The 11,604-nt window shown below is 72.3% G+C and carries 11 protein-coding genes; 10 read left to right on the top strand and 1 reads right to left on the bottom strand.

Features of this window, described 5'->3' with window-relative positions:
* Nucleotides 1-3: 3 nt before the first annotated feature.
* The 7 genes from OHT74_RS08495 to OHT74_RS08465 all read left to right on the top strand — a co-directional run bounded on the left by OHT74_RS08495 (nucleotide 4) and on the right by OHT74_RS08465 (nucleotide 8,126).
* Nucleotides 4-1,005 (top strand): TIGR03842 family LLM class F420-dependent oxidoreductase, encoded by a 1,002-nt coding sequence (locus OHT74_RS08495; protein ID WP_328619902.1) that lies wholly within the window; start codon nucleotides 4-6, stop codon nucleotides 1,003-1,005.
* A 196-nt stretch (nucleotides 1,006-1,201) separates the two neighbouring features.
* Nucleotides 1,202-1,792 carry a bacilysin biosynthesis protein BacA gene (locus tag OHT74_RS08490; protein ID WP_266662197.1) on the top strand — a complete coding sequence of 197 codons (591 nt, stop codon included), beginning with the start codon at nucleotides 1,202-1,204 and terminating at the stop codon, nucleotides 1,790-1,792.
* A complete protein-coding gene (locus tag OHT74_RS08485) occupies nucleotides 1,789-3,081 on the top strand; it encodes a DUF6421 family protein (protein WP_328619901.1) in 1,293 nt (430 codons plus the stop codon). The genes OHT74_RS08490 and OHT74_RS08485 overlap by 4 nt, the downstream gene beginning before the upstream one ends.
* 9 nt (nucleotides 3,082-3,090) lie before the next feature.
* Nucleotides 3,091-4,062, top strand: a complete 972-nt coding sequence (locus OHT74_RS08480) for a DMT family transporter (RefSeq protein ID WP_328619900.1) — start codon at nucleotides 3,091-3,093, stop codon at nucleotides 4,060-4,062.
* The gene (locus OHT74_RS08475) at nucleotides 4,059-5,342 is read left to right on the top strand and encodes an ATP-grasp domain-containing protein (protein WP_328619899.1); all 1,284 of its coding nucleotides are present in this window, start codon (nucleotides 4,059-4,061) and stop codon (nucleotides 5,340-5,342) included. The genes OHT74_RS08480 and OHT74_RS08475 overlap by 4 nt, the downstream gene beginning before the upstream one ends.
* Nucleotides 5,339-6,235, top strand: a complete 897-nt coding sequence (locus OHT74_RS08470) for a branched-chain amino acid aminotransferase (protein ID WP_328619898.1) — start codon at nucleotides 5,339-5,341, stop codon at nucleotides 6,233-6,235. Before OHT74_RS08475 ends, OHT74_RS08470 begins: the two co-directional genes overlap by 4 nt.
* A gap of 391 nt (nucleotides 6,236-6,626) precedes the next feature.
* Complete coding sequence (locus tag OHT74_RS08465; protein WP_266662183.1) at nucleotides 6,627-8,126, top strand: NCS1 family nucleobase:cation symporter-1; 1,500 nt, start codon at nucleotides 6,627-6,629, stop codon at nucleotides 8,124-8,126.
* Here OHT74_RS08465 and OHT74_RS08460 read toward each other — a convergent pair.
* Nucleotides 8,098-8,571 (bottom strand): hypothetical protein, encoded by a 474-nt coding sequence (locus OHT74_RS08460; protein WP_328619897.1) that lies wholly within the window; start codon nucleotides 8,569-8,571, stop codon nucleotides 8,098-8,100. The genes OHT74_RS08465 and OHT74_RS08460 overlap by 29 nt on opposite strands.
* A gap of 132 nt (nucleotides 8,572-8,703) precedes the next feature.
* Here OHT74_RS08460 and OHT74_RS08455 point away from each other — a divergent pair, with 132 nt between their 5' ends.
* From OHT74_RS08455 to OHT74_RS08445, 3 genes are all read left to right on the top strand, one after another.
* Nucleotides 8,704-9,528, top strand: coding sequence for an inositol monophosphatase family protein (locus OHT74_RS08455; RefSeq protein WP_328619896.1), 825 nt, complete (start codon nucleotides 8,704-8,706; stop codon nucleotides 9,526-9,528).
* A gap of 88 nt (nucleotides 9,529-9,616) precedes the next feature.
* On the top strand, nucleotides 9,617-11,035 hold the full coding sequence (locus OHT74_RS08450; protein ID WP_266662177.1) for a phytoene desaturase family protein: 1,419 nt from the start codon (nucleotides 9,617-9,619) through the stop codon (nucleotides 11,033-11,035).
* The gene (locus OHT74_RS08445) at nucleotides 11,035-11,547 is read left to right on the top strand and encodes an O-acetyl-ADP-ribose deacetylase (RefSeq protein ID WP_266662175.1); all 513 of its coding nucleotides are present in this window, start codon (nucleotides 11,035-11,037) and stop codon (nucleotides 11,545-11,547) included. The genes OHT74_RS08450 and OHT74_RS08445 overlap by 1 nt, the downstream gene beginning before the upstream one ends.
* Nucleotides 11,548-11,604 lie beyond the last annotated feature (57 nt).

Genomic DNA, 11,604 nt, shown 5'->3' with positions numbered 1-11,604 from the left:
GTGATGGACTTCGGCCTCGTCCTCCAGACCGACCCGCCCGCCTCACAAGTCATCAGCCTCATGAAGCGCGCCGAGCGCAACGGCTTCCGCTACGGCTGGACCTTCGACTCCGCCGTGCTGTGGCAGGAGCCGTTCGTCATCTACAGCCAGATCCTCGCGAACACGCAGACGCTGCACATCGGCCCGATGGTCACCAACCCCGGCACCCGCACCTGGGAGGTCACCGCCTCCACCTTCGCCACCCTCAACGACATGTACGGCAACCGCACGGTGTGCGGGATCGGCCGCGGCGACTCCGCGATGCGGGTCGCCGGGCGCAAACCGAACACCCTGGCCCGGCTCGGGGAGGCCATCGACGTCATCCGGGACCTCGCGGAGGGCCGGGAGGCCGAGGTCGACGGGAACCGCCTGCGGCTCCCGTGGATCCGGGACGGGAAGCTCCCCGTCTGGATGGCCGCGTACGGGCCGAAGGCGCTGGCCCTGGCCGGCGAGAAGGCGGACGGGTTCATCCTCCAGCTCGCCGACCCCTACCTCACCGAGTGGATGGTCGGCTCGGTCCGGGAGGCCGCCGAACGGGCCGGCCGCGACCCCGACGCGGTCAAGATCTGCGTGGCGGCGCCGGCGTACGTGGGCGAGGACCTGGCCCACGCCCGCGACCAGTGCCGCTGGTTCGGCGGGATGGTCGGCAACCACGTCGCCGACCTCGTCGGCCGTTACGGCGAGCACTCCGGCATGGTGCCGGACGCCCTCACCGAGTACATCAAGGCCCGCCAGGGATACGACTACAGCCACCACGGCCGCGCCGGGAACCCGTCCGCCGACTTCGTGCCGGACGAGATCGTGGACCGCTTCTGCCTGCTCGGCCCGCCCGAGGCCCACATCGAGAAGCTGCGGACCCTGCGCGGCCTGGGCGTCGACCAGTTCGCGTTGTACGACATGCACGACGCGAAGGAGGACACCATCGACGCGTACGGGCAGCACGTCATCCCGGCGATCAACGGCTGACGACTCGGTCCGCGCTCCCGGGAGTTGCCCCGAGCGCCCCCTGCACCGCCTGTGCCCAGGTGACGGTGCAGGGGGCGCCGCCGTTCTGTGTGAGGCGCACAACAATTGCTTTGTGCGCGGCAGCGCCTGGCTGTTTGATCACTCAGACGAGTGATCCAGTCCCAGGTGATCGCCTGGGACGCTGCCAGGAGGAAACTTGAGTACAGCCACCGAGCCCCGTCACCGCACGGGCATAGGCACGGACGGCATCCGCTACGTCCACACACTCGGCCCGCACGGGACGAACCTCGAAGCCGCCGCCCATGAATGGCTGCGCCGCCGGGGGGTCACGGGGGAGGTCGAACTCCACGCGTCACTCGAGGAAGCCCTCGAAGCGGTGCCCGACGACGGGGAGCATGCGCTCGCGGCCTGCGCCGTCTATCCGGCGTTACACACCCTGACCTTCGGGAACCTGCACCGGCTGCACATGGTCGACAGCTTCATCATGCCGACGCACAGCATGGTCCTGGCCAGCATGGGAGCGGACGCCCCGCTGACCGTCTCCACGCACCCCGCCCCGGTGGGACTGGTCTCGCCGCAGGCCGAGGCCCGCCTCGTGCTCAGCAATTCCCAGGCCGCCATCGACTGCGCCGCCGGCCTGAGCGAGGGCTGTATCACCACGATCGTCGCAGCCGAGCGGCACGGGATGCGCGTCCTGCGGGACTTCGGCCCGGTGCCCATGGTCTTCACCATCCACCAGGTGCTCGCATCGGCCGGCCGGCCGGACACCGCGGGAGCGGCGCTGTGACGACCGGAGCCCCGACCAGCGCCCCGGCCAGCGCCCCGATCGGTGCCGCCTCGCGCGCCGAGGCGAAGGACCTCACCGGATCGCTCATCCCCAAGGTCAACCGGTTCCGCCTCCGCCAGGCCGACGACGGTACGGTGACGGCCCCTCAGGCGGCCGATCGCGAACTGCTCGCCGGGATCCGGGACGAGGCCGCCGCCTGGTACGGCCGTAACGGACGGGCCCGCCAGGCCGATGCCCTCGTGGCGGACGTGGACGGCTGGATCGCCGCGGGCCTGGACACGCCGCCCGACTTCGCCCGCTCCCGGGACGCGCTCGAGCCGCCCGCGGACGGTGAGCACGTGTTCTTCCTGGCTCCCGCGCAGACCACCAACAGCGTCCCGCCCGTGGGAAAGCGGCTCGACTGCTTCTTCGCACTGCGCAAGGAACCCGACGTGCTGCCCCGGCTGGCCACGTCCTTCCCGCACCCCAAGAACAACTGCCAGTCCCTGGTGCTCATCGCGGGCAGCCACGGGTTCGCCCACGGCAACTGCATCGTGTTCTTCCCCGAGAACGTGGCCGCGCCCGACAAGGTCGAAGACCAGCCTTACGCGATGTTCTTCTACAACAAGATGCGGAAGATCCACGAGACTTACGCCCTGCCGGGCGCCGAGGCGGTCCTCACCGCAGAGTCCGTACCGCGGGCCTCGTCCGGCCTGGCCCCGGAGGTCTGCTTCGAGGCCCGTGCGATCTGGGGATACCTGCACGACTCCATGCACTACCAGGGCCGCTGGCCGTTCGATCAGCACATCACTCTGAAGATGAACTGGTTCGTCGGACTCCTGGAGGAGACCAAGGTCGACGCCAAGACCGCCCTCGCCTGCGCGGACGGCGGGGTCCCCTTCGCGCAGGAACAGATCGCCATGATCCTGCTGGAGCGGGTCTTCCGGTACCCGCAGGCCGATGACGCGACGCGCAACTTCGATTCCGGCACGGGCGTCTTCCTCTATTCCTGGCTGCGCGCCCACGGCGCGCTGACCGGGTCGCCCGAGGCCGGCGGCCTGCTCCACCTGGACTGGGACAAGACCCTCCACGCCCTGCGTGAGTACGTCGCCACCGTCGAGCGGCTCGAGGACCACGTACGCACCGACGACGAGTACCGGGCCGCGGCCAGGGAACTCGTCCGCGCGTACCTGCCCGCGGGTGAGGCGAAGCAGCGGTTCCGCTTCACTGAGGACCAGAGCGTCCTGCTGCGGGCCAAGCGGACGCTCGCCGGGCTGCCGCCGCTGCGGTTCGCGGACGCGGAGTGGTGAGTCTGCGCCATGAGCGGTGAGCGTCCCGGGAGGGGCAGCCTCGGCACCCCGGCCCTGTCCTGCCTGATGGTGCTGCTGCTGGCGACGGGATGGGTGGTCTCCGGCAAGCTGGTCAGCGACACCCCGCCGCTCGCGGTGGCGGCCGGCCGCACCGCGGCCAGTTTCGTCGTCATCAGCGCGATCTCCGCGCTGCGGCCCCGGACATGGACGGCGATCCGGGTCACCGGCGGCCGCCGCGGGGCCGTCGTGCTGCTCGCGTTCCTGGGCTTCTTCGCCTACTACACGGGCACCCTGCTGGGCATCGACCGGATGGGTGCCTCCCGGGTGGGCCTCGTGGTGTCGCTCCTCCCCTGCATCACCTTCGTGATCGGCATCGTCGCCTTCCGGGAACAGGCAGGCACCCGCCGGGTCCTGGGAACCCTGCTCGCCGTCGCGGCGGCCCTCGGCTACGCGCTGGCAGACGGCCCGGCGCGTACCGACGCCGGAACCGGAGTACTCGTCACCGGGGTCCTCTTCGCCCTCGCCGGCACGTTCGCGTACGCCCTGTACGGCTACGTCTACCGCAAGCACATGTCCGACGTCCCGCCGCTGGCCGCCCTTCCGGCGGTCACGGGCGCGGGCACGGTCATGCTCGGGGTGGCCGCGGCCGTATGCGTGCCGCTGGGCGGCATCAGCGCCGCCCGGTGGGCCGGAGTCGCCGTGCTCGGCGCGGTACTGACGGCGCCCGTCTTCGTCATCTCCCATGAACTGATCCTGCGCAAGGGCCCCCTGTTCACCTCCTCCGTCGCACTGGTGGTGCCGTTCCTGGTGCGCCTGGGGGAGTGGGCGTGGGGTGAGGCGGACGCTCCCGGTCCCGCCTCGCTCCTCTTCCTCGCACTCTGCTCGGCGGGCGTGTGGATGACCGTCGCCCCGGTCCGCCCGCCGGCCACGGAGGAAGACCCGCCCCTGAGCCCGAACCAGACCGAAAGAAGCACATCGTGACTGAGCCACACCCCCCACGCCCCACCGTCGTCCTGGTCTACCAGCGCACGTCGCTGCCCTGGATCTTCGCGGGCGCGCAACGGGCCGGCATCGACATCGTCCTGGTCCCGCGCCCCGACGAGTCCGTGTCCCCGGACCGTCTGCCACCCGCCGTGGTGGAGCTGCTCCACCTGGACGTGGAGGGGGATCCGGCCAAGGCCCTCGGCGTCCTGAAGCAACGCCATGAGAGCGCCCCGTTCGACGGCATCACGACGCTCTACGACCCCGCGGTGCCCTTCGTCGCCGACGTGGCCGAGGCCCTCGGCCTTCCGGGTCTGGGCCGCGAGACGGCCCGTGCCGTGCAGGACAAGCGGATCATGCGTCGCCGGCTGGCCGAAGCGGGCCTGAACGTACCCGGCTTCGTCGCCGTGGACGACCCGGGCGCGTGGACCGACGCCACCCGCCTCACCTTCCCGGTGGTGGTCAAGCCGGCCAACGGCTTCTCCAGCCTCGGCGTGACCAAGGCCGACAGCCCGCAGCAGCTCGCCGCCGTGGTCGACGAGGTGTGGGAGGTCTGCCGGAACAATCTGAACCACGTCGCGGGTCTCGTCGTCGAGGAGTACCTGGACGGCCCGGAATTCGCCGTGGAGTCCCTCGCACACCGCGGCGAGGTCCAGGTGCTGTCCATCGGCTACAAGGGCGAGCCGGCCGGCCCGCACTTCGAAGAAGGCGTCTACCGGGCCCCGGCCGCGCTCCCGCCCCACGTCCAGGAGGCCGTGGTACGCGAGGTCGTCGCCGCCCACGCCGCCCTCGGGGTGACCGACGGCCCGACCCACACCGAACTGCGGCTGCGCGGCGGCGAGAAGCCCTACCTGCTGGAACTCGGCGCCCGCATCGGCGGCTCCGGCGTCTCCCACTACATCGCCGAACACGTCGCCGGAGCCGATCTGGCCGCGGACGCCCTGCGCGTCGCCGCCGGCCTCGGCCCCGCCTCCCTGCCCGGCCCGCCGGCGCAGCCGGCCCGAGCCATCGGTGCGGCCGCCAACTACATCGTGCCCTGCGGCGGCTCCGGACGGATCACCGCCATCCACGGCCTGGACGAGCTGGCCGAGGACCCCCGGGTGGACCACGTCGTCCAGATGCTGCATCCGGGTGACGTCGTACGGCCCTACCCCGAGTTCACCGGCTATCCGGCGTTCGTCCTGTCCCACCACCCCTCCACCGAGGACGCCGAGGCGTTCCACGGCACCATCGAGCAGATCGTCCGCATCGCATACGCACCGGTGGAGGGCGCGCAGTGACCACTCCGGCTCTCGACGACCGTGACGGGCACATCTGGCTGGACGGCCGGTTCGTCCCCTGGCGCGACGCCCGCCTGCACGTGCTCACCCATGGTCTCCACTACGGCGGCGGCGTCTTCGAAGGGGAACGCGTCTACGACGGTCACGTCTTCAAACTGACCGAGCACTCGCAGCGGCTGCACGACTCGGCGCGTGAACTGGGCTTCAGCATCCCCTTCTCCGTCGCCGAGCTGGACGGGGCGACGCTCGAACTCGTCGCCCGACAGGGCATCGGCGACGGCTACGTCCGACCGGTGGCATGGCGCGGCAGCGAGCAGATCGGCGTGGCCGGTGCGGGCACCTCCGTCCATGTCGCGATCGCCACGTGGGAATGGCCGCACGTCTTCTCGGCCGACGCCAAGAACAGCGGCATCCGGCTGGGGACCTCGCGCTGGCGTCGCCCGGCGCCGGACACCGCGCCCGTCCGGGCCAAAGCGGCTTCCCTGTACAACATCTGCACCCTGGCACGGGACGCCGCCGACGCCGCCGGCTTCGACGACGCGCTGCTCCTGGACTATCGCGGCCTCGTCGCGGAGGCCACGGGAGCCAACATCTTCCTCGTGGCGGGGGAAGAGCTGCACACCCCCACCGCGGACTGCTTCCTCGCGGGCATCACCCGGGCGACCGTGCTGGATCTGGCGCGGGAGCTGGGCATCCGCGTCGTCGAACGTGATGTCCGCCCCGAGGAGCTCGGCGGGTTCGACGAGTGCTTCCTCACGGGCACCGCCTACGAGGTGCAGCCCGTCCGGTCGATCGACGCGCACGAGTACACGGTGGGCAGGACGACGACCGCCTTGAAGGAGGCGTACACCGAGCTGGTTCACACGACGAACCGGACCGCCGCTCTCCGTTGAGTGGTGGCCGGGGCCGCCGAGGCGTCAGGCGCCGCGTTCGCGCAGCGCGCGCGGACGCGGCGCCTGACGCCGCGGCGGCCCCGGCGGGGCCACCGTGGTCCGAGTGAGCCGCACCGCGTCGACGAGCGCGGCGTGCCACACCACGGCACGCGGACCGGCATGGGCCACACTCGAGGGCGCACGGCCCGCCGGCCGAGGAGACGGGACGGTCGCGGAGAGCTCACCGAATACATCGAGACCCGCCGGGGGTATGACTACAGCCACCGCGACAGCCACCACGCCCGCGGGGCGCGGCGCGAGGGAGGCCACCATCGACGCCTACGGGCAGCACATGATCCCGGCGCTCAGAACCTGACCCGGAACCCCACCCGACCTGAAGGGGCGTGCGCACATGCCGGACCACACGATCGGCGACACCGCGGACCGCGTCGAGCTCGCTCCCGGCGAGGTCCCCTCCGACGGCCGTTTCGCCAACCCCGACCTGCTGCCCGTACCCGTCGAGGCCAGGCGCTGGACGACGTACAACTTCACGGCCCTGTGGGTCGGCATGGCGCACAACATCCCGTCCTGGCTGCTCGCCTCCGGGCTGGTGGCCCTGGGGATGGACTGGAAACAGGCCGTCTTCACCATCGCGCTGGCCAACCTCATCGTGCTGGTGCCGATGCTGCTCACCGGGCATGCCGGCCCCAAGTACGGGATCCCGTTCCCGGTGCTGGCCCGGGCCTCGTTCGGGGTGCGCGGAGCCAATCTGGCCGCGCTGATCCGGGCGGCCGTGGCCTGCGCCTGGTTCGGGATCCAGACCTGGATCGGCGGGTCCGGGATCTTCGTCCTGCTCGGCGAGATCTTCGGGGGCTGGGAGGACGCGGGGCAGATCGCCGGGCAGCCCTGGCCGCTGTGGCTGTGCTTCCTCCTCTTCTGGGTCCTCGAACTCGCCATCATCTACCGGGGGATGGAGGCCCTGAGGCGCTTCGAGAACTGGGCCGCGCCGTTCGTCATCGTCGGCGCGTTCGCGCTGCTGGTGTGGATCGGGGTGAAGGCGGGCGGCTTCGGCGAGCTGCTCGCCCAGCCGTCCAAGCTCGGCTGGGGCGAGGACTTCTGGCCGGTCTTCTTCCCGTCGCTGATGGGGATGATCGCCTTCTGGTCCACGCTCTCGCTCAACATCCCGGACTTCACCCGCTTCGGCGCCGGCCAGCGCTCCCAGATCCTCGGACAGACACTGGGGCTGCCGACGACGATGACCCTCTTCGCGCTGCTGTCGGTGTTCGTCACCTCCGGCTCGGAGGCGGTGTACGGCGCCCCGATCTGGGACCCGGTGCAGCTGGTCGCCAAGGCCGACAGCGTCTTCGGGCTGCTCTACGGCCTGGTCACGGTGCTCGTGGCGACGATCTCGGTGAACATCGCGGCGAACGTCGTCTCCCCGGCGTACGACCTGGCCAACCTGGCCCCCCGCCTGATCAACTTCCGCAGGGGTGCGCTGATCACGGGCGTGGTCGGCGTACTGATCATGCCGTGGAAGCTGACCTCCACCCCCGAGCTGTACATCTTCACCTGGCTCGGCCTGGTCGGCGGCCTGCTCGGCACGGTCGCCGGCATCCTCATCGCGGACTACTGGCTCGTGCGGCGCACCCGGCTCTCGCTGCCCGACCTGTACCGGGAGGGCGGGCCGTACTGGTACACGGGCGGCTGGAACTTCCGGGCGCTGGCGGCGTTCCTGGTCGGCGGGGTGCTGGCCATCGGCGGATCGCACTCGGCCCCCGGCCAGGGCCCCTTCCCCGAGGAAGGCCTGATCCCCTTGCTGAAGCCCCTGGCGAACTACGGCTGGGCGGTGGGCGTGGCCTCGTCCTTCCTCCTGTACACGGCGCTCATGAGCCGGGAACATCCCGAGCGCTGACGTCCCGGCCCTGGGCGTCCACCGCCTCGGCGAAGCGGGTGTCGAGCACGATCTCCTGCCAGGTGCAGCAGTCGGCGGCCTCGACGGCGACCTCCGCTCCGCACCCGGCACACGCGAGGTTCGGCCCGTCGAGGCCCATGGGCCCGCAGCAGCCGATCCGGCGCCGCTCGATGGGCTCGACCCCGCGGATGTCGCCGGGGCTCACCACCACGGCCGTCCCCGGCGCGCGCGGCGCTCCACCCCGCGGCCGTCCCTTCGGCGCCGGGCCCCAGGAGAAGCGGGAGGGCTCCGGGTCGTAGGCGTACGTCCCGGGCGCCATCCGCGGCGGACACGGCTCCACGGGCGCCTCGAACGGGGCCCACGTCGAGCTCTCCGGGGGGATCGGCACCTCCCGCACCGCGGTGGTCAGCTCGGTCCGGCAGCGCACGCAGCGAAATACGATCACCGCTCCATGGTTCCCCACCGGACCGGACGCCTGCGCCGCCGTGGCCCGCGGCACCCGGAGTCCACCTGGAGTCCAACCGGCGGACGCCGATTGTCGGTGGGGTTTGTCAGCCGGGCGTGGTCTGATGGGGGCATGATCGAAGAGTTCCTGGCCCAGAACCTGTCCGCGGTGGAAGAAGCGGTCCGCAAGGCGGCGGCGATCGAGATCATGCCGAGATTCCGGCAGCTCGCCGAGCACGAGGTGGACCAGAAGAGCGGCCCGCACGACCTGGTGACCGTCGCCGACCGCAAGGCCGAGGAGCACCTCACGGCCTCGCTGACGCACCTGCTGCCCGGCTCCGCCGTGGTCGGCGAGGAAGCCGTGCACGCCGACCCGACCGTGTACGGGGCGCTGCGCGCCGACGCGCCGGTCTGGATCGTCGACCCCGTCGACGGCACCCGGCAGTTCGTCGCCGGCGACCCGGCCTTCTGCACCCTGGTGGCCCTGGCCCACCGCGGGGAGATCCTCGCCTCCTGGACCTTCGCCCCGGCGCTGGACGAGCTGGCGACCGCCGTGCGCGGGCAGGGTGCGTACGTCAACGGTGAGCGGATCCACAGCGGTTCGCCCGAGCCGGGCGCCGCACTGCGCGTCGCCATCGCCCACCCGCTGTACACCTCCGACGAGGACAAGGCGACCCTGGCCCGGCTCGACGTGCCCGGGGTCACGGCCCGCCCCTGCGGCTCCGCCGGCCTGGAGTACCTGAAGGTGGCCCGCGGTGAGATGGACGGCCTCGCCTTCACCTGGCCCTCGGCATGGGACCACGCGGCCGGACTGCTGCTGGTCGCCGAGGCGGGCGGCGCGCAGAGCACTGTCGCCGGAGTCCCCTTCCGGGTGGACCGGGACAACGAGCTGCCGTTCGCCGTGGGTCGCGACGAGGCCACGGCCGTACGGATCCGCGACCTGCTCCGCGGCGCGTAGGACAGTCCAACCGGGTGCGGGCCGGGGCGCTCGTGGACGGGCCGAATATCCTGGAAGCGCAGCCGCCGCCGGACGAAGGAGTCTCAAGGTGCCGTCGATTCTCGATGCGGTCGTGGTGGGGGCGGGGCCCAACGGGCTGACGGCCGCCGTCGAGCTGGCCCGGCGCGGCTTCTCGGTGGCCGTTTTCGAGGCCGCGGAGACGGTCGGCGGCGGGGCCCGCACCGAGGAGCTCACCCTCCCGGGCTTCCGGCACGACCCCTGCTCGGCCGTGCACCCGCTCGGCATCGGCTCGCCGGTGTTCGCCACCATGCCGCTGAAGCGGTACGGGCTGGAGTGGCTGCACGCCCCGCTGCCCATGGCGCACCCCTTCGACGACGGCACGGCCGCCGTGCTCTCCCGCTCCGTCTCCGAGACGGCCGCCTCCTTCGGGCCGCGGGACGCGGGCACGTACCGGCGGCTGGTGCAGCCGTTCCTCGGCAAGTGGGACACCCTCGCCCGGGACTTCATGTCCCTGCCGTCGACCGCCCTGCCCCGGGACCCCGTCACCCTGGCCCGCTTCGGGCTCGCCGGACTGCCGCCCTCCACCTGGCTGCTGAACCGCTTCCACGATGAGCGGGCGCGGGCGCTGTTCGCCGGGCTCGTGGCGCACGTCATCGCCCCGCTGGGCGGGATCGCGACGAGCGCCGTCGGCCTGGTCTTCGCCCTGGCCGCGCACGCGGGCGGCTGGCCGATGCCGCGCGGCGGCTCGCAGTCGATCTCGGACGCCCTCGCCGGATACCTGCGCGACCTCGGCGGCATGGTCCACACCGGCTTCGAGGTCAAGCGCCTCGACGACCTGCCGCCGGCCCGGGCGTACGTCTTCGACACCTCGCCGACCGCGCTGGCCCGGATCGCCCGGCTGGGGCGCGCGTACGACGGCTACAAGTACGGCGCCGGCGTGTTCAAGCTCGACTACGCCCTGTCCGGGCCCGTGCCCTGGACCGCCGAGGCGCCGCGCCGGGCCGGCACCGTCCAGATCGGCCCGCGCGCCCGCGACATCGACGCCGCTCTCCAGCTGGCGACCGGCGGGCGGGCCCCCCGCAACCCCTTCCTGATCACCGCCCAGCCCACCCTGGTGGACCCCGGCCGGGCGCCGGAGGGGAAGCACGTGTTCTGGGCGTACGGGCACGTCCCCGCGGGCTGGGGCGGCAACCTCACCGACGCCGTCGAGCGGCAGATCGAGCGCTTCGCCCCCGGCTTCCGTGACCTGGTGCTGGCCCGCGCCACCGCCGGCCCGCCGGAACTGGCCGCCCGCAACCCCAACTACGTCGGCGGCGACATCGCCTGCGGCGCCGCCTCCGGGATCCAGCTGCTGCTGCGGCCCAAACTGTCCCTGTTCCCGTACACGACGGCCCACCCGGCCGTGTTCCTCTGCTCCTCGGCCACCCCGCCCGGCCCCGGCGTGCACGGCATGTCCGGGCACAACGCGGCCAAGGCCGTCTGGCGGCACCTGCGAAAGGCCTCCTGATGGTGCGCATCACCCTCGTCCAGGGCGACATCACCGCCGAGCGGGCGGACGCGATCGTCAACGCGGCGAACTCCTCGCTGCTCGGCGGCGGGGGAGTGGACGGAGCCATCCACCGGCGCGGCGGCCCCGAGATCCTGGACGCCTGCCGGGCGCTGCGCGCCTCCCAGTACGGCAAGGGCCTCGCGACGGGCCGGGCCGTGGCCACGACGGCGGGCCGGCTCCCGGCCGACTGGGTGATCCACACGGTGGGCCCGGTCTGGTCCCGGGACGAGGACCGCTCGGAGCTGCTGGCCTCCTGCTACCGCGAGTCCCTGCGGGTCGCGGCCGAGCTGGGCGCCCGTACGGTCGCCTTCCCGGCCATCTCCACCGGCATCTTCGGCTGGCCGATGGACGATGGCGCCCGGATCGCGGTGGAAACGGCCCGCGCGGCCGCGGCGCCGCCCGTGGAGGAGGTCCGCTTCGTCCTCTTCGACGAGTCCGCCTATGACGCGTTCGCCCGCCGGCTCCCCTGACCGCCCACGGTTGCGACGTACCGCGAACGGCAGGCCTGCCGGGCGGACCCCGGGTGC

It is taken from the genome of Streptomyces sp. NBC_00354 (assembly GCF_036106915.1).
In the GTDB taxonomy this organism is placed as follows: Bacteria; Actinomycetota; Actinomycetes; order Streptomycetales; family Streptomycetaceae; genus Streptomyces.
This window is presented reverse-complemented; position numbering and strand designations above follow the sequence as displayed.